The organism is Lysobacter terrae (assembly GCF_054782215.1).
In genome coordinates this window covers 948173-972835 of record NZ_BAAGSX010000001.1, presented here as the reverse complement: position 1 = coordinate 972835, position 24663 = coordinate 948173, and the positions used below count along the sequence as shown (strand labels likewise).

Here is a 24663-nt window from a genome sequence, read left to right as displayed (position 1 = left end):
CTCGGCCACCCCTGCCTTGCCTGCCTATGGGCCCTATGCTCCAATCGGCCGGAACTACCGTACGGCCCCGCATTCCAAGCGGGCCCAGATCGGAACAGACAAAATCGCCGCGCAACAGAGGGGATCGCGATGAGCAATGCACGTCCGTGGCTGGCCGAGTACCCGGAAGGCGTACCGGCGGAAATCGACATGAACGAATTTCCGTCCGTGGTCTCCGTACTCGAAAAGGCCATCGACACGTATCGCGACCGCCCGGCTTTCGCCAATCTCGGCAAGGTCCTGACCTATGCCGAGATCGACCGCCTCAGCAAGCAGTTCGCGGCCTACCTGCTGGGCGAACTCGGACTCAAGAAGGGCGATCGCGTCGCGATCATGATGCCCAACTGCCTGCAGTACCCCATCGCGATCTTCGGCACGCTGCGCGCCGGCCTGACCGTGGTCAACGTCAATCCGATGTACACCGCGCGCGAGCTCAAGCACCAGCTCGTGGATTCGGCGGCCACCGTGCTGGTGGTGCTCGACAACTTCGGCCACACCGTGGAAGAAGTGGTGGCGGACACGCCGGTCAAGCAGGTGATCGCCACCGGCTTGGGCGACATGCTCGGCTTCCCCAAGGGCGCGATCGTCAACTTCGTGCTGCGGCACGTGAAGAAGATGATCCCCGATTACACCATCGCCGGCGCCGTGCGCTTCCGCGACGCGCTGGTCATCGGCCAGCTCAAGCCGCTGCCGGCCGTGCAGATCTCGCCCGACGATATCGCCTTCCTGCAATACACCGGCGGCACCACCGGCGTATCCAAGGGCGCGATGCTCACCCACCGCAATCTCGTCGCGAACATGCAGCAGGCCGCGGCCTGGGTCGGCACCAACGTGCGCCACGGCGAGGAAATTATCATCACCGCGCTGCCGCTGTACCACATCTTCGCGTTGACGGCGAACTGCCTGGTCTTCATGAAGTTCGGCGGTCTCAACTACATGATCACCAACCCGCGCGACATGCCCGGGTTCGTCAAGGAACTGAAGAAGGTTCCGTTCACCGCGATCACCGGCGTCAACACGCTCTTCAATGGCCTGCTCAACACGCCTGGTTTCGATCAGGTCGACTTCTCCCGCCTGCACCTCACCCTGGGCGGCGGCATGGCGGTGCAGCGCGCGGTCGCCGATCGCTGGAAGCAGGTCACCGGCGTCACCCTGATCGAGGCCTATGGCCTTACCGAAACCTCGCCCGCGGCGTGCATCAATCCGATGGATCTGAAGGACTACAACGGCGCGATCGGTTTGCCGATCCCGTCGACCGACGCCTGCGTGAAGGACGAAGAAAGCCGCCAGCTCCCGGTCGGCGAAGTCGGCGAACTGTGCATCAAGGGACCGCAGGTGATGCGCGGCTACTGGAACCGCGCCGAAGAGACCGCGAAGGTCATCGACGCCGACGGCTGGCTGCACACCGGCGACATGGCGAAGATGGACGCGCAGGGCTACTTCTTCATCGTCGACCGCAAGAAAGACATGATCCTGGTGTCCGGCTTCAACGTGTATCCGAACGAAGTCGAGGACGTGATCGCGATGATGCCCGGCGTGCTGGAAGTCGCCGCGGTCGGCGTCCCGGACGACAAGTCGGGCGAAGCGGTGAAGGTCGTGATCGTCAAGAAGGACCCTACCCTCACGGCGGAAGCGGTCAAGGCGCATGCGCGCGAAAACCTGACCGGCTACAAGCAACCCAAATACGTGGAATTCCGGAAGGAACTGCCGAAGACCAATGTCGGCAAAATCCTGCGCCGCGAGCTGCGGGAGACGCCTTCGGCGGCCTGAAGCCTCGAATCCTCCATCCTCGGCGCCCGCACGGCGAAGGCCTTGCGGGCGCTTCGTTTTAGGGGCATAGAATCGCGCGTCGGACGCAATTCACCTGACCCCATTGCCGTCCAAACAACGCGACCGGCCGGACGGCACCCCTTCGGAGGATTCGCTATGTCAGCCGTTCACCCGTTCCCACGTCCCGACACCGGTCACACCCTACGCGTGATCGAAGAGCCTGGACGCGACGTCTACTGGTGCCACATGCACGCCGACGCTGTCCCGGGACAGCGCGCCTGCTTCTCCCGTCCGCTGGTCGACGACATCCTCGACTACCAGCGCAGTCTGGGTGGCCGGCTCCGCGCCCGCAGCCCCTCGCCCGACAGCGTGCCGCACGTGGTGCTGGCGTCGGACGGTGATGCGTTCAACCTGGGCGGAGACCTGGAGTTGTTCTGCCGGCTGATCCGCGCGGGCGATCGCCAGGGCCTGCTCGACTACGCCCGTCAGTGCGTGCGCGGCGTGCATGCCTTCCACGACGGTCTGGGCATTGGCGCGCACAGCATCGCTCTGGTCCAGGGCGACGCCTTAGGCGGTGGCTTCGAGGCCGCGCTGAGCTGCCACACCATCGTGGCGGAAGAAGGCGCGCTGATGGGCCTGCCGGAAGTGCTGTTCGACCTTTTCCCGGGCATGGGCGCGTACTCGTTCCTGTGCAAGCGCATTCCGCCGCACCAGGCCGAGAAGCTGATGCTCGAAGGCAATGTCTACAGCAGCGAAGACATGCATCGAATGGGTCTCGTCGACGTAGTGGTACCGCGCGGCGAAGGCCCGCAGGCCGTCGAGGACGTAATCCGTGCCCACCGCCGCATTCCGCACGCGCGCGCGGCGATGCACCAGGTGCGTTCATTCGCGCAGTCGGTGGCGCTGGACGAGATGATGCGCATCACCGAAATCTGGGTCGATACGGCCCTGCAACTTGGAGAGAAGTCGCTCAGGACGATGGACCGGCTGGTGCGCGCGCAGACGCGTCGCAGCCATGCCGTGATGGCCTGATCGGTCACGAAGACCGAAGGGGATCGGGCCCGGCCAACGACGCGCCGGGCTTGGGCCTGCCCTCGGCAGGCCTCGCAGAGGATGGGCGGTATTCCGCCTGTTCGCAGGGAATGCGCTGCTGGTCTGTAGGACTCGGAACGGCTAGTCCGCCTGACCGCTGTCCGCCTGACCACTGTCCGCTTGCCGGCGCTCGCGCTGGCGGGCCTCCAGTGCCGCACGTCCCTGCTGGAGCAGACCTTCGATGTCGTCGCGTCGGCGACGCCATTCGTTATTCAACTGCCAATCCGGCAGACGCATCATTTCGCCGCCCACGGCAGCAAGTTTGATCAGCCCCAGATTGCTGGCCACGCCCTTCAGGGCATGGGCCTGTTCGCGCTGGCGCTCCCAATCCTTGGCCTCGCCCGCGCCGGTCAGTGCCGACAGGCAGCCGTCCGCGTCGCGCAGGCACTGGGCGATGAATTCGCGCTCGAAGCCCTCGCCCATGCCCAGGGCGCTGAGCTCGTCCAGGACCGAGCTGTCGAAGATGGCGTCGATAGAGGCCGCAGACGGATCTTCCTCGCGGACCGCGATGAGGGGACCGGCCAGTCGGCCGTTGACGGCGATCTCCGCCAGCGCATCGAGCAGGCGCGCCGTGGCGACCGGCTTGGACAGGAACGCGCGCGCACCGGCCTGCTGGCAGGCCTGGATCGACTCCGGGGTGACGTCCGCGCTGAGGATCAGCACCGGCGTCCGGTTCGGACTGCCGGCCTGCATCACGCGCAGTTGCCGCAGCAGGTCGAGGCCGCTGACGTCGGGCATATGCAGGTCGGCGATGACCGCGTCGTAGTCGAACGCGGCCACGGCATCCAATACGGCTTCGCCGCCATCGACGCTGGTGACCCGATGCCCTGCCTTCTCCAGCAGGCGCTGCAGGACCGTGCGGTTCGCGGCATGGTCGTCGGCGATGAGGATCGCCAGGCTGCGCACGCGCGCACGGTGGCGCAGGAACGGATCGCCGAAGGCAATGATGTTCTTGGGCGCGCCCGCTGGCTGCGCAGCCCCACCGGCCGGTGCCTCGGCCGCCGGCGCCTGCTTCGCCGCCGGGGCGAATGGCAGTTCCACCCAGAAGCGGCTGCCGCGTTGTTCGACGCTCTCGAAGCCGATGCTGCCGCCCATGGCTTCGGTCAGGCCTTTGGCAATCGTGGTGCCCAGCCCGGTGCCACCGTAGCGGCGCGAAAGGCCGACGTCGGCCTGCTCGAAGGCTTCGAACAGGCGCTGCTTCATCGCTTCGGGAATGCCGATGCCGGTATCGCTGACGGTGAAGCGCAAGCGCAGCTGCTCCGCGGTTTTCGCTATGACGCTGACTTCGAGCTTGACCAAGCCCTGGTCGGTGAACTTGACCGCATTGCCGACCAGGTTGATCAGGACCTGGCGCAGATGCCCGACGTCGCCGAGCACCAGCTCGGGCACGTCCTCGGCCACTTCCGCCTGGTAGTTCAGCTGCTTGACGCGCGCCTGCGGCAGCAGGATGAGGCCGATGTTCGCGATCAGATCGCGCAGCGAGAACTCGGTGATGTCGAGCTTGAGCTTGCCGGCTTCGATCGCGGAGATGTCCAGCACGTCTTCGACCAGCGCCAGCAGGCTGCGGGTCGAGGCCTGGATGGTGTTGACCGCTTCACGCTGCTCGGTATCCAGGCGCGTGGCGGCCAGCACTTCGGACATGCCCGCCAGGCCATTGAGCGGCGTGCGGAACTCGTGGCTCATGTTGGCGAGGAAGCGGCTCTTCGCCTCGTTCGCCCGCTTCGCGTCGTCCACCGCACTGGTCAGTGCGCGCAGCAGGGAATCGAAGTACAGCGGCACCGCCGCCAGCCCCAGCAGCAGTCCCCACGACAGATAGGGATTGGCGTGCCAATAAGGCGAGATCTCGATGACGGCGAAAAACGATACCGACGCCAGCGCCGTCGCGGCGCGCAGGTAGCGGTGCCCGTAGCGCATGCCCTGCCCGATCGTGACCCACAGGTACACGGCGTAGAGCGGCGACGCCGTCTCCCCCTGGATGCACATGATCCAGCCCATCGCCGTGTAGTCGGTGAGCATGCCGATCCAGCGGCGCACCGGCGAGCTGCCCGGCTGCATCAGGATGGCGATCAGCAGGCCGACGGCGACGGTCAGTTCGCCGAGCAGGATCAACCAGGTCCGCAGCAGGGTGTCGCCGCTGTCCAGGAACAGGTAGCGCCATCCCAGATAGGTGATGAACAGCGCAGTGATGACGATGCGGATGATGTCCTGCGCATGTTCGCTGTCCGGGCGGCTGGACAGGCGGGCCTTCAGCGAATGCAGCAGATTGGACATCGGCTTACTCCGTGCCGGGGCGCCTGGTGATGCGGGAATAACGTTGGCAGATGTCTTCCAAACGCTCGCGGCTGCGCAACAGGGCATCCACGCAACGCGGATCGAACAGCCGCCCGCGTTGCGAATACAGATAGCCTAGCGCCGCGTCCATTTCCCAGGCGTGTTTGTAGGGGCGAGGTGAGACCAGCGCGTCGAAGACGTCGGCCACCGCAACGATGCGCGCCTCGAGCGGAATCTCCTCTCCGATCAGGCCGTCAGGATAGCCGCTGCCGTCGTAGCGCTCGTGATGGCGCAGCGCGATGATCGCGCCGGTCTGGATGAAGCGGTTCTGGCTGCCGCTGAGCAGCTCGTGGCCGATACGCGGATGCTGGCGCATCACCACCAGCTCTTCCTCGGTCAACGGGCCGGGCTTGAGCAGCACCGAATCGGGAATCGCGATCTTGCCGACGTCGTGCAGCGGCGCCGCCATCTCGACCAGGCGCGCCTCCTCTTCCGACATGCCCATCTGCTCGGCGATGAGCCCGGCCACGTGCGACATGCGTTCGAGCCAGGCGCTGGTGCCGGCGTCGCGATATTCGATGGCACGAGCAAGCCGATGCAGCGTTTCGCGCTCGCGCTCCTCGACCTCGTGCATGCTGGCGAGCAGGCGCTGTTCCAGCGACAACGCGCGTTGCTTGACGTTCTCCGACTGTTGCCGCAGCTGCAGCAGGTTGCGGCAACGGGCGCGCAGCTCGCGCGGACGCACCGGCTTGACCAGGAAATCTATGACCCCGGCGTCCAGTGCGGCCTGCCGCACCGGTTCGTCGCCCACGACGGTGACCAGGATGATCGGGATGTCGCGATGGAGCGGCGCGCGGCGGAAACGGCGCGCGAATTCCAAACCGTCGATGCCGGGCATGCGGTAGTCGAGCAGCAGCAGGTCGGGCTGGTTGGACTCGCACCAATCCAAGGCCGCTGCCGGCTCACCGAAATCGTGCACCCTCAGCTCGGACGCAATGTCTTCGATGATGTGGCGCAGCATGGTCCGCGCCGATGTCTGGTCATCGACTATTACGACATCCACGCATCTTCCCCCTTGTGGCAGGCGCCGCTATTCCGTGGCAACGCACGGAGCATAGCGCGGCCCTGCGGGCTGTGCGCAATCTCCCGCAGATGGCCGGATTTACGCCGGATTACGTGTAGGACCTTTCTGGCCTCAGGCTTCGGGGCGCATATAGGGGAACAGCAGCACATCCCGGATCGACGCCGAACCGGTCATCAGCATGACCAGGCGGTCGATACCGATGCCGAGCCCACCGGTAGGGGGCAGACCGACTTCGAGGGCGCGGATGTAGTCCGCATCGAAATGCATCGCCTCATCGTCCCCGCCCTCCTTGGCCGCGACCTGCGCCTGGAAACGCGCGGCCTGGTCTTCCGGATCGTTAAGCTCGGAGAAGCCGTTGGCGAGCTCCTTGCCGTTGACGAACAGCTCGAAGCGGTCGGTGATGCCCTTCTCGGTATCGCTCTCGCGCGCCAGCGGCGAAACCTCGACCGGATAGTGGGTGATGAAGGTCGGCTGCTCCAGCTTGCCTTCGACCGTCTTCTCGAAGATCTCCAGCAGCAACTTGCCCCAGCCGTAGCCATCCTTGACCGGGATGCGCAGGCGTTCGCAATGCTTGGCCAGCGCGGCGCGGTCGCGGCAATCGGCGACGGTGATGTCCGGATTCTTCTCGCGCACCGCCTCTTCGAGGCGCCAGCGGCGGAACGCCGGGCCTACGTCGATGCTCGCGCCGTCCCATTCCATGACCGTGGTGCCCAGCACTTCGCGGGCGACGTCGCGGATCAGGTTTTCGGTGAGATCCATGACTTCGTTGTACGTGGCGTAGGCCTCATACAGTTCGAGCATGGTGAATTCCGGATTGTGGCGCGTGGACACGCCTTCGTTGCGGAAGTTGCGGTTGATCTCGTAGACGCGCTCCAGGCCGCCGACGGTCAGGCGCTTGAGGTACAGCTCCGGCGCCACGCGCAGGTACAGATCCAGGCCCAGCGCGTTGTGGTGGGTCTCGAACGGCTTGGCCGCGGCGCCGCCCGGGATGTAATGCATCATCGGCGTCTCGACTTCGAGGAAGCGGCGCCCATCCAGCCACGCGCGGATGGCGCGGATGATGCGCGAGCGCTTGACGAAGACCTCGCGCGATTCGGGCGAGACGATCAGATCGACGTAACGCTGGCGATAACGCTGCTCGACGTCGGCCAGACCGTGGAACTTGTCCGGCAAGGGACGCAGCGACTTGGTCAGCAGGCGCAGGCGATCGGCCCTGACCGACAGCTCACCGGTCTTGGTGCGGGTCAACACGCCTTCGGCGCCGACGATGTCGCCCGCGTCCCAGCCCTTGAACGCCTCGTAGGTGTCGCCCAGGTTGTTGGACTGCAGGAACAATTGGATGCGACCGGACTCGTCCTGGATCTGCACGAAGCTGGCCTTGCCCATCACCCGCTTGAGCAGGATGCGACCGGCAACGACGACGCGCGGCGCGCCCGCTTCCAGCGACTCGGCGCTCCACTGCTCGGCATCCGCGTACCGCGTCTGCAGGTCGCCCGCATAGTCGGCACGGCGGAAGTCGTTCGGAAAGGCCACGCCCTGCCCGCGCAGCGCGGCGAGTTTCGCGCGACGCTCGGCGATCAGGTGGTTCTCGTCGGGCGGCAGGGTCGTGTCGTCGGTCATCGTCGTGATTGTGTGGTTCGCAGGGATTACAGGGGGCGTGCTGATTTCAGCACACTGATGGCGCTCAGGCGGCGTCGGTGCGTTTGGCGCCGACTTCGAGGCCCGCCTTCAGGCTGGCCTCGACGAACTCGTCGAGATCGCCATCGAGCACCTTCTGCGTGTCGCTGCGCTCGATGCCGGTACGCAGGTCCTTGATGCGGCTCTGGTCCAGCACGTAATTGCGGATCTGGCTGCCCCAGCCGATGTCGGACTTGGTCGCTTCGACCGCGTCGCGCTCGGCGTTGCGCTTCTGGATTTCCAACTCATACAGCTTGGCCGCCAGCATCTTCATCGCGTTGTCGCGGTTCTGGTGCTGGCTGCGGCCGGTCTGGCAGGCCACCACTATTCCGCTCGGGACGTGGGTGATGCGCACCGCCGATTCGGTCTTGTTCACGTGCTGGCCGCCGGCGCCCGAGGAACGATAGACGTCGGTTCTCAGGTCCGCGGGATTGATCTCGATGTCGATGTTGTCGTCGACTTCCGGCGACACGAACACCGAGGTGAAACTGGTGTGGCGGCGGTTGTCGGAGTCGAACGGCGACTTGCGCACCAGGCGGTGCACGCCGGTTTCGGTCTTGAGCCAACCGTAGGCGAAGTCGCCCTCGACGCGCAGCGTGGCCGACTTGATGCCCGCGACGTCGCCGCCGCTGGCTTCCATCAACTCGGTCTTCCAGCCGCGCGACTCGCACCAGCGCAGGTACATGCGCAGCAGGATCTCGGCCCAGTCCTGGGCCTCGGTGCCGCCGGCGCCGGCCTGGATATCGACGAAGGCGTTGGACGCATCCATCTTGCCGGAGAACATGCGCCGGAACTCCAGCTTCTCCACGTCCTTCGCGTAGCGCTCGACGTCGTCGACGACGGCGAGCGCGGTGCTCTCGTCGTCTTCCATTTCGGCCAGTTCCAGCAGCTCGCCCGCGCCCACCAGCCCGTCGGTAAGGATGCGGATGCCGTCGACCACCTTCTCGAGCTGCGAGCGCTCGCGGCCCAGGGTCTGGGCGTACTCGGTGTTGTTCCAGATATCGGGGCTTTCCAGCTCCCGATTCACTTCTTCGAGACGTTCGACCTTCTGGTCGTAGTCAAAGATACCCCCTCAGCGCATCCAGCCGGCCACGGAGGTCGGCGATGCGCTGGCGGACGGGATTCAGCTCGATCATTGGAAAGATACGTTTGCAGCGAAAGACCGCGAATTGTAGGGCGGCCGTGGACTTGCCGCCATGGCTGGCGCCGAATGGGTGCGCCCTGGCCTTCTACGCCGGGCCTTCTACGCCGGCTCGCGGTGGATGACCACCAGCTGCACCGCCTCGCCGCCGCGGTAATCGTCGGGCTCCAGCCGGTAGGCGATGCGCACGCGCCCCATCGGCGCCTGGCCTTCCCAGCCGCCGAAATGGATCGCGTTGAGACGCAAGCGGCCGTGGCCGAGCTCGAGCTTCAGATGGCGCTCGCCGACGACGCGCGCGCCCAGGATGTCGAATTCGCCGTCGAACTGCGGCTCGGGGAATCCCTGCCCCCATGGCCCGGCATCGCGCAGCAGTTCGGCGTGGCGACGGTCGAACTCGTCCGCTTCCAGTTCACCGTCGCTGACGATTTCCGCCTGCAGCAGTTCCGGCGTCAGCCAGCGGGCCGCGCATTCACCGAAGGCCTGCTCGAAGGCGGGAAGCGCCGCCGCCGGCAGCGACAGTCCGGCCGCCATCGCATGGCCGCCGAAACGCTCGATCAGGCCGGGGTAGCGCGCGGAGACTTCCGCCAGGGCGTCACGCACATGGAAGCCGGCGATCGAGCGCGCGGAACCGCGCAGCTGCTCGCTGCCCGGCTCGGCCGGTGCGAAGGCGATCACTGGCCGATGCAGGCGCTCCTTCATCTTCGAAGCGACCAGCCCAACCACGCCCGGATGCCATTGCGCATCGAAGAAGCAGAACGCGGCGCGTGTGCTGGCCGTGTCGCCCAGCGCGACCGCGGACAGGGCGCGCTCGGCCTCGTCCGTCATCTGCTGTTGCACGGCGCGCCGCTCGCCGTTGATGTCGTTGAGCGTCGCGGCGATATCGCGCGCCTGCGCGAGGTCGTCGCTCAACAGGCATTCGATGCCCAGCGACATGTCCTCCAGGCGGCCGGCCGCATTGATGCGCGGCCCGATTGCATAGCCGATGTCGGCGGCGGTCAGACGTGAGGCATCGCGTTGCGAGACCTCGATAAGTGCGCGCAAGCCCGCACCACCCTGCCCCGCGCGCAGCCTGCGCAGTCCCGCGCTGACCAGGGCGCGGTTGTTGGCGTCCAGCGGCACCAGGTCGGCCACGGTGCCGACGGCCACCAGATCCAGCAACACCGACAGATCCGGTTCGCCCGCCGCGAAGGCACCCGCGGCACGCAGATGCCGCCGCAGCGCGAGCAGCACGTAGAACATCACGCCGACGCCGGCGAGCGCCTTGCTCGGGAAGCCGTCGCCGCGCTGGTTGGGATCGACGATCGCGTCGGCCGGCGGCAAGGTCTCGCCGGGCAGATGATGATCGGTGACGAGCACCTTCCAGCCGCGCTGCTTCGCCGCGACGATACCCGCGTGGCAGGCGATGCCGTGATCGACGGTCACCAGCAGATCCGGCTTTAGCGCAGCCAACTCCTCCACCAGCGACGGCGACAAGCCATAGCCGTGCACGATGCGATTGGGCACCGCGTACGACACGCGCCTGGCGCCCAGCATGCGCAGGCCGCGCACGCCGACCGCGCAGGCGGTGGCACCGTCGCAGTCGAAATCGCCGACGACGACGATGTGCTGATCCGCGGCCATCGCTGCGGACAGCAGTTCAACCGCTTCGGGCATGCCGTGGAGCAGATCCGGCGCCAACAGATTCGCGAGCCGCGGCTGCGCCTGCTCGATGCCGGTTGCGCCGCGTGCGGCGTACAGGCGTGCGAGCAAGGGCGGCAGGCTCGAAGGCCAAGCCGATATGTCCGCCGTCGCGCGGCGAATCAGGCGGGGCGTCGCCTTCATACGGCGATCGAATGCAGCGGACGACGCCAGAAGCGCCAGCGCTGGCCACGCTGCAGGCCGAAGCGCACGCCGTCGGCGAAATCCAGCCAGGCGGTATCGACGGCGCCGCTGCGCACATCGTGCAGCAGCGGCTCGATCCATTGCGACTGCAGCAGCGCGAGATCGCGCATGTGCCGCAGGTCGAACAGACGCTCGCCGCCGGCGGTGCCCCAGCGCGCCGGCAACGGCAGCGTGCCGGCTTTCGCCAGGACGGCAAAGGCATTCAACGCGTCGTCGTCGCTGAAGATCGTGCCGTGAGCGGTGGTCACATGATCCGGCAGCACACCCGCGCCCCAGAACCACAGCGAATTCACCGGCGGCTTGCCCGCCGCGGCACGTTGCGCGTTGACTGGATGGTTGTGCAGCACGACCTGCGCTTCACTTAGCAGCGCGCGCCAGCGCCGGCCTTCCGGACCTTCGGGAAGATGCTCGAAGAGATCGGCACCAAGCGCTTCGTCCGGCGCATTGAACGTCGGCAGCCGTGCCTCGCGCGGCAGGCGCAGGTACCAGCGCGACGGCGTGGGCGCATCGATCGGGAAGCCCGCGTCGCCGAACAGCGGACGCAAAGGACGCAGCAACTCGCCCGTTTCCTCGCGCGTCAACGCCAGCGCTTCGCCATAGGCGAGCAGCCGCGCACCGTTGATGTCGGGCTGCACGTAAGCCGGATCGGCGCGCAGCCATGCGGCGATCGTCGCATCGCCGGCGTCGCGCTGCCGCGTCACGGCGGCGACGGGCCAGCCGCGCGGGAGAATGTCGAACGCGCGAGCACGCTGCTCGCCGCTCACGGCGTGGCGATCGGCGCGACCCAGCGCCTTGGCCACGTCGGCCGTCAGGCGCTGCGCGCCGAAGCGCGCGCGTGCAGGCAACAGCAGGGTCGCCGAAGGCATCGGTCGCGTGCCTTCAGCCCTGGTAACGGACGCCGACGATTTCGTACTCGCGGGTACCGCCCGGCGCCTCGATGGTGACCGTGTCGCCTTCGTGCTTGCCGATGAGCGCGCGCGCGACGGGCGAGGAAATCGCGATCAGGCCCATCTTGATGTCGGCTTCGAGGTCGCCCACGATCTGGTAGGTACGTTCCTCGTCGCTATCGGCGTCGGCCAGTTCGACCGTCGCGCCGAACACGACGCGCGAGCCGGCGTTGAGCGAGGACACATCGATCACTTGCGCGTGCGACAGCTCGGCTTCCAGCTGCTTGATGCGGCCTTCGATGAAGCCCTGCTGTTCGCGGGCGGCGTGGTATTCGGCGTTTTCCTTGAGGTCGCCGTGCGCGCGGGCTTCGGCGATCGCATTGATCACGGCCGGGCGCTTGACCGACTTCAATTCTTCGAGTTCGGCGCGCAGACGCTGCGCACCTTGGAGGGTGATGGGAGCTCGCATTTCTTCGTTCCGTTGTCGGCCGCGGTCCAGCGGCCTAGCTGACGCCGATTCTGGCTCAGATCGCCTGCCCCGTCATCCCGGCGCAGAGGCCGGGGATGACGAGCGCGAGCGTCAGGCGGCGCCGTTCACTTCCGCGTGAAGCTCCTGCAGCGACCACACCGGCCCCGTGCCGCGGTAGTCCAGCGAATTCACCAGCGCGCGCGCACCCGACACGGTGGTCGAGTAGGTCACGCGCTGCTGCAGGGCTTCGCGGCGGATCGAGAACGAGTCGTTGATCGCCTGGCGGCCTTCGGTGGTGTTGATGATGTAGACGATCTCGCCGTTCTTGATCAGGTCGACGACGTGCGGGCGGCCTTCGAGCACCTTGTTGATGCGCTCGCAGACCAGGCCGTTGGCGGTGAGGAAGTCGTGCGTACCCGAGGTAGCCACCAGCGCATAGCCGCGCTTTACCAGGTCCTGCGCGACGGACAGCACGCGCTGCTTGTCAGGATCGCGGACCGAGACGAAGACCTTGCCCGTGGCCGGCAGCGCCCTGATGCCGCCGGCTTCCTGCGCACGCGCCATCGCGGCACCGAAGTTGCGGCCCACGCCCATGACTTCGCCGGTCGAGCGCATTTCCGGACCGAGGATCGGATCCACGCCCTGGAACTTGGCGAAGGGGAAGATCGCTTCCTTGACCGAGTAGTAGTCCGGAATGATTTCCTTGGTCGCGCCCTGCTCCGCCAGCGTCTGGCCGACCATGCAGCGGGCAGCGATCTTCGCCAGCGGCATGCCGGTGGCCTTGGAGACGAAGGGCACGGTGCGCGAGGCGCGCGGGTTCACTTCGATCAGATAGACCGTGTCGCGGCCCTGCTCGTCGAACGTAACGGCGAACTGGGTGTTCATCAGGCCGACGACCTTGAGCGCCTTGGCCAGTGCGATCACCTGCTCACGCAGCTTCTCCTGCACGTCCTTCGACAGCGAGTACGGCGGCAGCGAGCACGAGGAGTCGCCCGAGTGCACGCCGGCTTCTTCGATGTGCTCCATCACGCCACCGATCAGGACGTTGCCGTCCTTGTCGGCGATGACGTCGACGTCGCACTCGACTGCATTGTCGAGGAAGCGGTCCAGCAACACCGGCGAATCGTTCGACACCTTCACCGCGTCGCGGATGTAGCGCGTGAGGTCGGCGTCGGTGTGCACGATCTCCATCGCGCGGCCGCCGAGCACGTAGCTGGGGCGCACGACCAGCGGATAGCCGATCTGCGAGGCCAACAGCAGCGCCTCTTCCGGATTGCGTGCGGTGCGGTTGAGCGGCTGCGCCAGGCCCAGGTCCTGCACCAGCTTCTGGAAGCGCTCGCGGTCCTCGGCCAGGTCGATCGAATCCGGCGAGGTGCCGATGATCGGCACGCCGTTGGCCTCCAGCGCGCGCGCCAGCTTCAGCGGCGTCTGCCCACCGTACTGGACGATCACGCCCTGCGGCTTCTCCAGGTCGCAGATCTCCAGCACGTCTTCCAGCGTCAGCGGCTCGAAGTACAGGCGGTCGGAGGTGTCGTAGTCGGTCGACACGGTCTCCGGGTTGCAGTTGACCATGATGGTTTCATAGCCGTCCTCGCGCAGGGCGAGCGCGGCGTGCACGCAGCAGTAGTCGAACTCGATGCCTTGGCCGATGCGGTTGGGGCCGCCGCCGAGCACGACGATCTTCTTGCGGTCGGTCGGCTGCGCTTCGCACTCGTCCTCGTAGGTCGAGTACAGGTAGGCGGTGCTGGTGGCGAATTCGGCCGCGCACGAGTCCACGCGCTTGTAGACCGGCCGCACCTTGAGCGCGCGGCGCAGGGTGCGCACGGCGGTTTCATCGGTGCCGGTGAGCTGGGCCAGACGCGCGTCGGAGAAGCCCATGCGCTTGAGGACGCGCATGCGCTTGGCGTCGAGGGAGGCCAGGCCGTTCGTCGCGACTTCCTTTTCGGTCGCGATGATTTCCTCGATCTGGTCGAGGAACCACGGATCGACAAAGGACAGCGCGTGCACGTCCTCCACGCTCATACCGGCGCGGAAGGCGTCGCCGATATGGAACATGCGTTCCGGGCCCGGCTCCTTGAGTTCGCGGCGCAGCGTGGACAGACCTTCGTCGCTGCTGAGGTCCAGGCCGGTCGGATCGAGGCCGACCTTGCCGGTTTCCAGGCCACGCAGCGCCTTCTGCAACGACTCCTGGAAGGTGCGGCCCATCGCCATCACCTCGCCCACCGACTTCATCTGCGTGGTCAGGCGCGCGTCGGCCTGCGGGAACTTCTCGAAGGCGAAGCGCGGAATCTTGGTGACGACGTAGTCGATGGTCGGTTCGAACGAGGCCGGGGTCTTGCCGCCGGTGATCTCGTTGCGCAGTTCATCCAGCGTGTAACCCACGGCGAGCTTCGCGGCGACCTTGGCGATCGGGAAGCCGGTGGCCTTCGACGCCAGCGCCGAGGAACGCGACACGCGCGGGTTCATCTCGATCACGACGACGCGGCCGTTCGTGGCGTTGATGCCGAACTGCACGTTGGAGCCGCCGGTGTCGACGCCGATCTTGCGCAGCACCGCGATCGAGGCATCGCGCAGGCGCTGGTATTCCTTATCGGTCAGGGTCTGCGCCGGGGCGACGGTGATCGAGTCGCCGGTGTGCACGCCCATCGCGTCGAAGTTCTCGATCGAGCAGACGATGATGCAGTTGTCCGCCTTGTCGCGGACCACTTCCATTTCGAACTCCTTCCAGCCCAGGACCGATTCCTCGACCAGCACTTCGGTGGTCGGCGACAGCTCAAGGCCGCGCTTGACGATTTCGATCAGTTCTTCGCGGTTGTAGGCGATGCCACCGCCGCTGCCGCCGAGGGTGAACGACGGGCGGATGATCGTCGGGTAACCCACGCGGGTCTGGATATCCAGCGCTTCATCCAGCGTGTGCGCGACTTCGGCCTTCGGGCATTCCAGGCCGATTTCCTTCATCGCGACGCGGAACAGCTCGCGGTCTTCGGCCATGCGGATGGCGTCGCGCGAGGCGCCGATCAGTTCGACGCCATACTTCTCCAGCACGCCGTTGTCGGCGAGGTCGAGTGCACAGTTGAGAGCGGTCTGGCCGCCCATGGTCGGCAGCAATGCGTCGGGCTTTTCCTTCGCGATGATCTTTTCGACGGTCTGCCAGTTGATCGGCTCGATGTACACGGCGTCGGCCATGTTCGGGTCGGTCATGATCGTGGCGGGGTTGCTGTTGACCAGCACCACGCGGTAGCCCTCGTCGCGCAGGGCCTTGCATGCCTGGGCGCCGGAGTAGTCGAACTCGCAGGCCTGGCCGATCACGATCGGACCGGCGCCGATGATCATTACGGTCTTGATGTCGGTGCGCTTGGGCATGGCTTCCTCAGTAAAGTCGGTCCTGCCATGCGCTGGGCGCACGCCAGGTAATCTGGTCGGGCGATCGGGTATCGACCGCGCCGTTCTTCACCGCAGCAAGCACCGCTTGCTGCATCGCGTCCCAGCTTTGGGCATTCGCGCCGATGCGCGCGCCGAGCCGGTTGTTGTGCGCATCCATTGCGCGGGCCGGATTCCCTTCGCCGCCCCGCTCCATCACCGCCGTCACCCAGTCGACGCAGCGCGGCGACAGCGTGTAGGCGACGATCGCGCTGACGAGCGTGTGGCGGTAAGCGTCGGCCGGGCCGTTGCGACCGCCCGGCAGGTCGGCCTTGAACCACTGTGTGTAGGTCGCGCCCAGCACGAAGGCCGGATACGCGCCAAGCAGCACCGCGACAACGAACAACCGGCGCCACAGGCGCTTGCGGGTCGGCTTGGCGGCGACGGCCTTCACTTCGCCTGCTGCATCGAGGCGACGAAGCGATCGAACAGCGGCCCCACGTCGTGCGGCCCGGGGCTCGCTTCGGGATGGCCCTGGAAGCTGAAGGCCGGCGCGTCGGTGAGTTCGATGCCCTGGTTGCTGCCGTCGAACAGCGAGCGATGGGTGACGCGCACGTTCGCCGGCAGCGTGCCTTCGTCGACCGCGAAGCCGTGGTTCTGCGAGGTGATCATCACGCGGCCGCCGGCCAGGTCCTGCACCGGATGATTGGCGCCGTGGTGGCCGAACTTCATCTTCATGGTCTTGGCGCCGCTGGCCAGGCCGAGCAGCTGATGGCCCAGGCAGATGCCGAAGGTCGGAACCTTGCGATCGATGAACTGCTTGATCGCGTCGATGGCGTAGTCGCACGGTTCCGGGTCGCCGGGGCCATTGGACAGGAACACGCCATCGGGATTCATCGCCAGCACTTGCTCGGCCGACGTCTGCGCGGGCACGACGCTGACGCGGCAGCCGCGCTCGGCGAGCATGCGCAGGATGTTGTGCTTCACGCCGAAGTCGTAGGCGACGACGTGGAACTTGGGATCGGCGTGGACGAAGACGTTGTTGTCCAGGTCGAGCTGGCCGTCCGTCCATTCGTAGGCGGTCGGCGTGGTCACGACCTTCGCCAGGTCCATGCCCTTGAGGCCGGGGAACTTGCGTGCGGCTTCGAGCGCGGCATCGACGTTGATGTCGCCGGCCATGAGCGCGCCGTTCTGTGCGCCGGTATCGCGCAGCAAGCGGGTCAGCTTGCGCGTATCGATATCGGCGATGGCGACGATGCCGCGCTTGACCAGCCATTCGGGCATCGATATCTGGCTGCGCCAGTTGCTCGGGCGGCGCGGCACGTTGCGCACGATCAGGCCGGAGGCCCAGACCTGGCTGGCTTCGTCGTCCTGGTCGGTCATGCCGGTGTTGCCGACATGGGGATAGGTCAGGGTGACGATCTGGCGGGCGTAGGAGGGATCCGTGAGGATTTCCTGGTAGCCGGTGATGGCGGTGTTGAACACCACTTCGCCGACCGAAAGGCCGGGCGCGCCTGCGGAAATGCCCTCGAAGATCGTTCCGTCTTCGAGTGCAAGGATTGCGGGTTGGGTCACGGGGATCGCCTTGGCAGCTGGGGGGACTGACCCCGCCGTGCCGGCAGCCCTGATTTGGCGGTTTGGCCAAACGCAGGTTGCAGCAAGCCGCGGACTCGGGTCAGTACCGGTCCGACGGGCGGGGTTCAGGCGAGCGGGAATTGTAGCGGCGCGGTCGCCATTACGCCAGCGCAAATGATGTCCGGCGATTTACTGCCTTCACGCGCGACGCAGAGCAAAGGCGTGGGCATCGCGGGCGGGCAGGCGGCGCCGGTGGGGTAGTCGTGACACGCCGTGAATCCGTCCATGGAGGCTTGTCAGCGGCATCCATGCCGCTGACAGTCACGCCTACCCCACCGGCACCGCCTGCCCCTCACACATCTCAGGCGCTTTGGCAAAAAAGCGAAGCAAAGAAGGAAGCGGAAATTGCTGTCTTTCGCCGAAGCGGCGATCTGCACGCTCGCGGTAAGCGCTGCCCGATGGGATGGGGGTGCGGAGAGCGGACCAGGATGGTCCGCGGCCCCGACTAAAGGCAGGGATGCCGTCCGGAGGGGCGGAGCACCCCCGTCCCGTCGGGTAGCGCGTCCTGCCGAAGCCGGCGGCTCTTCAACCAACACAGACAAAAGCCAAAGTCGCTGGATCCCCGCCTACGCGGGGATGACGTGCAAAAGCCTAGGCCGTCGCGCTCTTGGGCCCGTCGGACTGGACGTCGCTGTCCGCGAGAGGAGCCGTCGCCTTCAGCTTGCCCATCACCTGATGCATGGCGTCGTCGAACGCCGAGCCGGTCTCGCGCAACTGCACGCGGCCCAGTTTCGCCATCGCCGCCAGTTCTTCGGCGGAGGCCACCAGCACGCGGATGCCGCGCCGGTTCACGAATAGCAGGCGCGAGGAGATCGGACTGACCCACGAGACCTTGGCGGGTTCGACCCGGCCGCTCTCGCTGGTGAGCTGAATCCAGGTGCCGACTTCGAGCGCGCGCATGCGCTCGGCCATGGCCGGTTCGAAATCGAAACCTTCGCTACCCGGGACCAACTGGACTTCGGCAGGATCCGGCGCCGCCGGCTGGCTCGCGGTCGGCAACGGAGAGACCGGCAACTGCTCGGCGATCGCCGTGACGTTCTCGCCTGCCGATACGCGCTGCAGCGTCCGCTGCAAGGCCGTGACCATCTCGTCCGCGGCCTGCCCCAGCACGCCGGAACTCTGCAGGATCGAAAGCAGCACATCGCGCGGCAGTTCGGGCAGGCGATCGTAAGGGACGCCCAGCTCGGCATGGTCGAAGCTGACCATCAGCGCGGTGACCGCATTGATCGCCTCGCCGTAACGCGGCGAGTCCTTGCCCTCGCGCAGCACGACCTGGGCCAGGTGGTGCGCGGTGAACTGGTTGATGAAGGTATCGAACGCCGGCGGCAGTTCGCGCGTATCGCGGCTTACCGCCAGATCTACGGATACGCCCTCGCGCGCCTGCTCCAGGCGCTCCTTGCCGCGCTGCGTTTCGGCGGCGCGGCGTTCGGTGACTTCGATGCGCTTGCGGTGCTGCTCCATGAAGGAGCGCAGTTCCTGCTCCAGCGTCTCGAAGATGGCGATGTCTTCGTTGAACTCGGCCACCAGACGATCGATGGTCGAGTCCACGCGCGCCATCAGCTCGCGTTCCTGCGGGCTCTCGCCGCGGTTGCCTTCGCTGGCCTCGGCGACGACATTGAGCAGGCGGCGCGCCGGATGCGCCTTGTACAGGAACAGGCGGCGGTCCTTGACCGCGACTTTGATGTAGGGAACCAGCAGCCGGTTGATCTTGCCGCGCACGTCGGCTTCGAAATGGCGCTCGTCCAGCAATACGTCGAACAGCATGCCGACCAGATCGACGGCGTCCTCGTCCACGTTCGAAAGCGTGAGGTTCTCGCCGCCCATGCCCATGCGGCGGGCGCTGGACAGCAGGTCGCGGCGCAGTTGTTCGGCCGTCGGCACGCGCGAATCGGACGCACCGAATTCGCTGGCCCGCGGCGGCTCGTGCTGCAGCAGCGACAGCACCTGCATCACGTCCGCGGTGCTCATGCTGGGCGCCGTGCCGGCCTCGGCCACGCGCCCCGGATGCATCGCCTGACGCCAGGACTGCAACAGGCCGAGCAGACTCGAGAACATCGCCTGGTCGCCGGGGCCGGTCATGCCGAATTGCGTCGCCACGGCATTGGCGACGGCGACCGTTTGCGCATCGGCGGACTGCACCGCCTCGGCGGGCTGGGCCGGATGCGGCAGCGGTTCGGCGCGCTTGGTCGGCTTGATGTGCGGCAGGATGCCGGCCGCTACCAGGCCGGCGTTCAAGCGGTCATAGAGCGGCGCCAGCGCCGTCGACAGTTCGCGCTCGAAGAACTTGTACACGACGATGCGGACGCCGGTGCTGACGTCCAGCGCCTTCAAGGAATTCCCCATCGCTTCGGCGAGGAACTTGGGGCCGACCGGATTGTCGCCGGCGGCCAGCATCGGCCGTTCGGTCAGCGCGGCCAGGCGCTTGTCGAGCAATTCGAGCGCTGGTGCGTGATAGCGCCCCAGGCCATCGATGACCTGCTCGGTGGCGAGCTGCTCTTCCAGCAACTCGTCGGTCACCAGGCTCAGCGAAGAGACATCGACCCCGCGCACCGCCATGGGCGCGTCCTGCAGCTTGCGGAAGCCGCCGGCGATGGATTGATCGAATCGTTGCGCGATCTGGGTGCGCGCACGGCGCAGATCGCGCAGCGCGGTGAGTTCGGCGCCCGCGCCGTTGCTGCTGCTGTCGAACAGATAATCGTCCGCGCGGCGCAGGATGCGCTCGAGCGCGAGGCCCAGTTGCTCCTGGCCGATCCGCTGCATGGCAGCCAAAAGCAGTTGCGGATCTCGGCTTCCTGCCGGGAATGAATCTCCCTGCATTGTCATGCATTGTCCCCCGGTTCAGACGACATCCTATCCGGCCCGTTGGACAGCATGGTGACGTAGTTCATGAAGCTGGCCGGCTCCGCTCGTCGGCCGAGGGGCCCGACTGCCGGAACGTGCGCTCGGTCACATTCCATCGGCTCAGTCGAGCAGGTCGCGGAGGCGATATTCGCCGGCAGGCCGCCCCGCCAGTCGCGCCGCTGCATGCAGGGCGCCACGGGCGAAGATGTCGCGGTTCGTCGCCCGGTGGACCAGCTCGATGCGCTCCCCCAACGTGGTGAACTGGACCAGGTGCTCGCCGACGATGTCCCCCGCGCGCAGCGAGGCATACCGCGGCTGCGCCCCACCCCGCTCCGCCGACGCACCCAGCGCCAGCGCCGTGCCCGAGGGCGCGTCCTTCTTGTGGACGTGGTGCGATTCCACGATGTCGCAATCCCAGCCGGACAAGGCCTTCGCCGCGCGCTCGACCAGTTCGTTGAGTACGGCCACGCCCAGGCTGTAGTTCGCGGACCACAACACCGGTATCGCAGTGGCCGCCCCACGCAGCGCCTCTTGTTGAGCTGCGTCAAGTCCGGTCGTGCCGGACACCAGCGCCGCGCCGCGCGTCCGGCATGCCGCGAGGATGCCGTCGAAACCTTCGGGCAGGCTGAAGTCGATGGCGACATCGAAATCGGGGACGCCGCCCAGCTCACCGGCAGCGAATTGCGCAATCCCATCGATGGCGCGTGATTCGACCTTGCGCGAAACGGCGGCGACGACGCTGAGATCCGGACGTTCGCTCGCCAGTCGCAGCAGGGCCTGGCCCATGCGACCGGAAGCGCCGTGGATGAGGATGCGGACGGTGTCGTTCATACGTGAAGGCTAACGCGTTGCGCGCGAACTGCCCAGTCAGCATCGCCTCGTGATGGCGGGTTCACAACGGTGAAACCTTGATGTACGCGCTGCTGCGCGTTGCCCGGGCAATCACGCTCGGGACGTTGTACTCGGCGGGCGGTTTCGCCGGCTCCATCGTGCCGGCGCTTCCGTTCTTGCTCATCCATTCCCCCGAGTTCATCCGCCCCCTGGAGCAACGCCCCGTGATATCCCTGTCCCGTCGCAAGTTCGTAAGCGGCCTGGCCGTGTCGCCGCTGTTGATGTGGGCGCCGCGCGGCGCCTTTGCCATCGAGCCGCTGGTGCGCTACGACGCCGCCAGTCCGCAGGGAATCGCGATGTTGCAGGTCTTCGCCCAGGCGGTGACGGCCATGAAGGGCATGGCCGAAGACGACACGTCCAGCTGGCTATGGCAGTGGTACACGCACTTCGTCGATGGCGCGACCACCAAAGCGGACGAGATCAGCCGCATCTTCGGCACCGACACCACGACGCGCAGCACCTTGGCCAACGAAGTGTGGAACACCTGCCAGTCGCATGCCGGGCAGAACGCCAACCACTTCCTGCCCTGGCACCGCATGTTCGTCTACTTCTTCGAGCGCATCGTGCGTCAGGTCAGCCAGCGGCCCGACTTCACCCTGCCCTACTGGGACTACACCTCCTACGACGCGAGCAAGCGCGGCATCCTGCCCGCGCAGTTCCGCATGGCAGGCGATGCCGTGTTCGGATCGCTGTATCGCCCCGATCGAACCACGCTCGCCAATACCGGCCAGCCCATCCACAAGAACCAGGCGGGCGACGCGATGGACATCAGCGCGGCGATGGGCAAGCCCAACTACAGCTCGGTCGACGCCGTGCAGGGCTTCTGCCGCGCGATCGACTCGGGCATCCACAGCAAGATCCACGTGCTGGTCGGCAACGCCAAGAACATGGGTGCGGTGCCGTACGCGGGCCGCGATCCGCTGTTCTGGGTGCACCATTCGAGCATCGATCGCATGTGGGCGAGCTGGAACCGCAACGGCGGCGCCAACCCGGACACCGCCTCGTGGGCGTCGAAGGCCTTCGCCTTCGCCGACGAACACGGCGTGCGCACGACCGGCCGATTGAAGGACTACTTCGACACGCTGCCGCTGGGCTACACCTACGACTGCTTCATCGCGCCCGACGGCACGGAACTGACGGCTGCGACTACCTCCGCCAAGACGATGATGTCGCCGGCGTCGATCGGGGCGCATTCCGAACGCATGGCGCTATCGGATCGCGCGGCAGAATTGGGCGATCGCGCCGTCAGCGTGTCGCTGCTGCCCGCGGTCGGCACAGCGGATACGCAAGTGCTCGGCCTCGATCCGGCCGCCAGCGGCAAGCGCCTGTACCTGGTGCTGAAGAACCTGCACGTGTGGAAGCAGCCCGAGGTGCTCTATCACGTCTACCTGCGGCCCGGACGCGGCGCGAGCACGCCGGCGGCGTCGAACTACGTGGGCACGATCAACTTCTTCGACGCCGAATTCCACGACCACGGCAACGGCGCGATGGGCGATGCGCTGGGCGAAAACTTCTACAGCTTCGACGTGACCGACTTGCTGAAGAACCTCGCCCACAGCGGCACGCAGAATGCGCGCAAGTCGCTGCTGGTCACCTTCGTTCCGGGCGGCAAACCCACCGCCGGCGCCGAACCGCTGGTGGCGACGATCGAACTGCGGCGCCAGTAGCGGCGGATCTTCGGCAGGGGAACGGCGTTCACGCCGTGCCCCTGCCCGACGCTCATTGCGCGGCGAACATGACCTGGGCCTTGAGATTGGCCAGGACCTTCTTCATCGCTTCGCTGTATTTGGCGTTGAACGCCGGCGTGCAGATGGGACCGGGCGTGCGGTCGTCCAGTACGCGCCGCACGGTCAGCACGTTGTCTTTGAGCTCGTAGTGGGCGTTGTAGCTCACGGCCTCATCGGAGAAGGACACGTCTGGCGGTACCGCGAGCACCTTCAGCTCCTTGGCGAACTCGTAGCGGTACTCCTCGTCGGTGTAGCCGCTGGTACAGGCCGTGTCGAACTTGTCGTCGATCTCCAAGTTGGCCTGCGATGCAAACCGCTCGACCCCAGCGATGCTGAAGAACGGGGCGCGCACGGAGAAGGCACCCGGCACCGGCAGGACATCCTTGACGTCGAAATGGGCGCGATAGCCATGGCTGGGCAGCAGCGGCTTGGCATCGTCCCACTCGACGCTGCCCGAGGCCTCGCGGCCGAACCCCTGGAAGTAGTTTTTCACCATGTCCTTGCGCTGCTCGTCGGTCACGTCGCGCAGCGCCGCCCGCGACAGCGCGGCATACGTGCCTTCGACCGCCACGTCCATGTCGCCCGAGATCGAGCCGTCGGCATGGACCTTGAGCGTGGCACGCATGCGCTGGCGGTCGCCCCCGACCGGCTTGGACGGCGTGCGCGCGCCCTCGCGTTGCCCACCCACGAGCAGCACCGGCTTGCCTACGTCAACCGGCGGCAACATGCCGAACGGCGTATCGGACGAGGTCGAATCCAGGTACAGGTCCAAGGAAGGAATGTAGGTGATGACGTGATTCACCATGGACACGACGGGAACCTTGGACAGCGAGTACGAATTTCCGGCATTGATCAACGCCTGCTGGCTGGCGATGCCCTTCGCGCTGAGCAGCGCCTGCAGCAGCGTTGCATGGTCCTTGCAGTCGCCCATGCGGTTGTCGAGCACGAAATCCGTGTCGCGTGGAACGACGGCGCCCAGACCGATGCAGTTGCCGCCATAGCTGATGTTGGTGGCGACCCAGTCGTACAGCGCTCGCGCGGTGTCGCGTTCGCCCTTGCGCCCCGCCGCGATCTCGTCCGCCAGCTTGCGGATGCGCGGCGTCACGGCCGCCTTGGGGGTCGCCCGCAGGCCATAGGCTTCGGCGATGCTTCCGTAATCGCGAAAAGTCGAATAGGCGAAGCCCGGCATCTGCTCTGCCTCGAATACCGACCAGTTCTTGCGCTCGCTCTTGGTCGGGTTGCGGTTCTGCCAGGTCCACTCGACGATGCGGCGGTCGCCCTTCTGCTCGTTGCGAACCTCCTTGAGCCCCCAGGAGCGCTGCTGCGTCCACAACGACACCGGCGCGTCGATGCGGACGCGGGCATTCTCGTAGTACGCCGTGGGATCGAAGTAGTCGATGACCGAGAAATGCCCGTCGAACATCGGCTCGCCACCAGTTAGACGGTACTGGAAGACCACCGTGTCGCCGACAGCGAGCTCCGGAAACAACACGGTCATCGAAGTAATATCGGAGAACGCCGGGGCATCATCGCCCTTGCCGCCGTTGGTCTGCACCTGGAATCCCGACTTGGGGACGTCGATGCGTCGGCCGTCCGCCTTCAGGGTATAGGCGGCAAGCACATCCGCCTTCTGGATGCTGGTGCTGTAGCTGATCGACGTCGACTTCAGATAGTCGACCGCCTGTTCTTTCAGAACTTTTATCGCCCATTCGCGGGTTTCGACGTACGAACCATCGGCGTTGACGGTGTAGTCGATGTTGTAGCGCTCTGTCTTGAGAAACAGCTCAGGCGCTTCGGCCTTATCTGCCGCCACCGCGACACCGACAGCTAGCCACAGCATGGCCGCTAGCCATCGAAACGATCCTCCGCTTCATGCATCTATCCCCGAGTGAGTTGGA

General features: G+C 66.4%; 17 protein-coding genes. 3 read left to right on the top strand and 14 right to left on the bottom strand.

The window, feature by feature from the left end; translation table 11 throughout:
* Positions 1 to 129: 129 nt before the first annotated feature.
* Together ACYVJ8_RS04720 and ACYVJ8_RS04715 are read left to right on the top strand one after the other, a co-directional pair.
* Positions 130 to 1809, top strand: coding sequence for a long-chain fatty acid--CoA ligase (locus tag ACYVJ8_RS04720; RefSeq protein WP_460709796.1), 1680 nt, complete (start codon positions 130 to 132; stop codon positions 1807 to 1809).
* Positions 1810 to 1965: 156 nt separating this feature from the next.
* Positions 1966 to 2841, top strand: a complete 876-nt coding sequence (locus ACYVJ8_RS04715) for a crotonase/enoyl-CoA hydratase family protein (RefSeq protein ID WP_460709794.1) — start codon at positions 1966 to 1968, stop codon at positions 2839 to 2841.
* A 141-nt stretch (positions 2842 to 2982) separates the two neighbouring features.
* On the opposite strand, the gene ACYVJ8_RS04710 is transcribed toward ACYVJ8_RS04715, so the two are convergent.
* The 13 genes from ACYVJ8_RS04710 to ACYVJ8_RS04650 form a co-directional block, all read right to left on the bottom strand.
* Entirely contained in the window at positions 2983 to 5172 is a 2190-nt protein-coding gene (locus ACYVJ8_RS04710) for an ATP-binding protein (protein WP_460709792.1), read from the bottom strand.
* Positions 5173 to 5176: 4 nt separating this feature from the next.
* Positions 5177 to 6256: a cyclic di-GMP phosphodiesterase response regulator RpfG gene (gene rpfG, locus ACYVJ8_RS04705; protein ID WP_460711037.1), complete on the bottom strand. Its 1080-nt coding sequence runs from the start codon at positions 6254 to 6256 to the stop codon at positions 5177 to 5179.
* 111 nt (positions 6257 to 6367) lie between these two features.
* Positions 6368 to 7876: a lysine--tRNA ligase gene (gene lysS / locus ACYVJ8_RS04700; RefSeq protein ID WP_460709790.1), complete on the bottom strand. Its 1509-nt coding sequence runs from the start codon at positions 7874 to 7876 to the stop codon at positions 6368 to 6370.
* Between the two features lie 64 nt (positions 7877 to 7940).
* Positions 7941 to 9069 (bottom strand): peptide chain release factor 2 gene (gene prfB / locus ACYVJ8_RS04695; RefSeq protein WP_460709788.1). Its coding sequence is split into 2 segments (ribosomal slippage): positions 7941 to 8993 and positions 8995 to 9069, totalling 1128 coding nucleotides; the frame shifts between segments, so codons are not numbered across the junction.
* Positions 9070 to 9176: 107 nt separating this feature from the next.
* Positions 9177 to 10895, bottom strand: coding sequence for a single-stranded-DNA-specific exonuclease RecJ (gene recJ / locus ACYVJ8_RS04690; RefSeq protein ID WP_460709786.1), 1719 nt, complete (start codon positions 10893 to 10895; stop codon positions 9177 to 9179).
* Positions 10892 to 11821 carry a phosphoglycerate mutase gene (locus ACYVJ8_RS04685; protein WP_460709784.1) on the bottom strand — a complete coding sequence of 310 codons (930 nt, stop codon included), beginning with the start codon at positions 11819 to 11821 and terminating at the stop codon, positions 10892 to 10894. Before ACYVJ8_RS04685 ends, recJ begins: the two co-directional genes overlap by 4 nt.
* Positions 11822 to 11834: 13 nt before the next feature.
* Entirely contained in the window at positions 11835 to 12311 is a 477-nt protein-coding gene (greA, locus tag ACYVJ8_RS04680; RefSeq protein WP_460709782.1) for a transcription elongation factor GreA, read from the bottom strand.
* 111 nt (positions 12312 to 12422) lie between these two features.
* Entirely contained in the window at positions 12423 to 15674 is a 3252-nt protein-coding gene (carB, locus tag ACYVJ8_RS04675; RefSeq protein ID WP_460709780.1) for a carbamoyl-phosphate synthase large subunit, read from the bottom strand.
* 7 nt (positions 15675 to 15681) lie between these two features.
* The gene (locus tag ACYVJ8_RS04670) at positions 15682 to 16125 is read right to left on the bottom strand and encodes a DUF6973 domain-containing protein (RefSeq protein WP_460709778.1); all 444 of its coding nucleotides are present in this window, start codon (positions 16123 to 16125) and stop codon (positions 15682 to 15684) included.
* Positions 16122 to 17246 carry a glutamine-hydrolyzing carbamoyl-phosphate synthase small subunit gene (carA, locus tag ACYVJ8_RS04665; RefSeq protein ID WP_460709776.1) on the bottom strand — a complete coding sequence of 375 codons (1125 nt, stop codon included), beginning with the start codon at positions 17244 to 17246 and terminating at the stop codon, positions 16122 to 16124. Before carA ends, ACYVJ8_RS04670 begins: the two co-directional genes overlap by 4 nt.
* Positions 17247 to 17897: 651 nt before the next feature.
* Positions 17898 to 20123 carry a DUF1631 family protein gene (locus ACYVJ8_RS04660; RefSeq protein ID WP_460711035.1) on the bottom strand — a complete coding sequence of 742 codons (2226 nt, stop codon included), beginning with the start codon at positions 20121 to 20123 and terminating at the stop codon, positions 17898 to 17900.
* Positions 20124 to 20267: 144 nt separating this feature from the next.
* Complete coding sequence (gene dapB / locus ACYVJ8_RS04655; protein ID WP_460709774.1) at positions 20268 to 20978, bottom strand: 4-hydroxy-tetrahydrodipicolinate reductase; 711 nt, start codon at positions 20976 to 20978, stop codon at positions 20268 to 20270.
* Between the two features lie 61 nt (positions 20979 to 21039).
* Complete coding sequence (locus ACYVJ8_RS04650) at positions 21040 to 21162, bottom strand: hypothetical protein (RefSeq protein WP_460709772.1); 123 nt, start codon at positions 21160 to 21162, stop codon at positions 21040 to 21042.
* A 40-nt stretch (positions 21163 to 21202) separates the two neighbouring features.
* Here ACYVJ8_RS04650 and ACYVJ8_RS04645 point away from each other — a divergent pair, with 40 nt between their 5' ends.
* Entirely contained in the window at positions 21203 to 22705 is a 1503-nt protein-coding gene (locus ACYVJ8_RS04645) for a tyrosinase family protein (RefSeq protein ID WP_460709770.1), read from the top strand.
* 52 nt (positions 22706 to 22757) lie between these two features.
* Here ACYVJ8_RS04645 and ACYVJ8_RS04640 read toward each other — a convergent pair whose 3' ends face one another.
* Positions 22758 to 24605, bottom strand: coding sequence for a DUF3857 domain-containing transglutaminase family protein (locus tag ACYVJ8_RS04640; protein WP_460709768.1), 1848 nt, complete (start codon positions 24603 to 24605; stop codon positions 22758 to 22760).
* Between the last annotated feature and the right edge of the window lie 58 nt (positions 24606 to 24663).